The sequence below is a fragment of the Neisseria sp. HMSC075C10 genome (assembly GCF_001815615.1).
Lineage (GTDB): Bacteria > Pseudomonadota > Gammaproteobacteria > Burkholderiales > Neisseriaceae > Neisseria > Neisseria subflava_A.
The window spans coordinates 1-875 of the sequence record NZ_KV821267.1; the positions used below are offsets into that span (position 1 = coordinate 1).

The 875-nt window shown below is 45.7% G+C and carries 2 protein-coding genes; both read left to right on the forward strand.

Going from position 1 to position 875, the window contains the following annotated elements; translation table 11 throughout:
- A partial coding sequence (locus tag HMPREF3047_RS11110; protein ID WP_210399762.1) for a hemagglutinin repeat-containing protein occupies positions 1 to 151 on the forward strand: 151 nt, incomplete at its 5' end.
- 286 nt (positions 152 to 437) lie between these two features.
- Positions 438 to 875: hypothetical protein (locus HMPREF3047_RS08790; protein WP_070713451.1), on the forward strand; the 438-nt coding region annotated here is incomplete at its 3' end.

An 875-nucleotide genomic window follows, 5' to 3' on the forward strand; every position in this document is an offset into this window, starting at 1 on the left:
GCTCAGCAGCAAGGGCAATACCGTGCTGAATGGTGCCCAAGCCCATGCCCGACGCATCGACGCCGATGTCGGCGGCACCCTTTATATCGAAAGCCCGCAGGACACTGTCGAACAGGAGAGCAAACAAAGCGGCGGCGGCATCCGCGCCTAAGTCGCGCTCGGTACCGCATGGAGCGTATCCGGCAACTACAACCAAAGCAAAGCCAGCGGCCACAGCCGCAGCGAAAGATATTAGGATCAACCAACAGCAGGTAAACAACCAAATGTGCCGTGTAGGGATCTGCCGTCCGGATGTTCAAGCCACTCTACCAAATTCCAATAAACGAATTTATATCGAATACGATCGCACCAGCTCAAACCGTGGAGCCGGACATGCATCGAGAGCATTGAGTAATGATCCGGATGCTATTGTAATTTTAAGGACTGTGGATTAAATTATGAATGTAAACAAAGATTTTTTTCTTGCAAGAGACGGCCATCCGAGCCTGAAACAGTTTTATTTTATTGGCGCGCCATTTGAAAAAGCACTGGATCTTTATCTAAAAAGACGTATGGATTTAAGTGATTTTTATCAAAATCTAAAACCGAAACTATCGTATTTGGATGAGGAATATACCCTCAGTCAGAAATTGGATTTCTTGAATCCGCTTGAGATTACCGGATCATCCAAATATTTATTGTTGGAAACGCAGTCTGATTGGTCATTGCTAATAGGTAATAACCGGAACGGCACAGACTTTTCAAGTGTGCCGTATGAAGCCTTGCTGTGGAAAATCAGATTATTGACTATGTATTTACGTCCATATTTTGGCAAAGACGAATTCGGTGCGGTCTCATTTACCCTGTATGAGGGCAGCAAACAGGTTTCCCGTCAT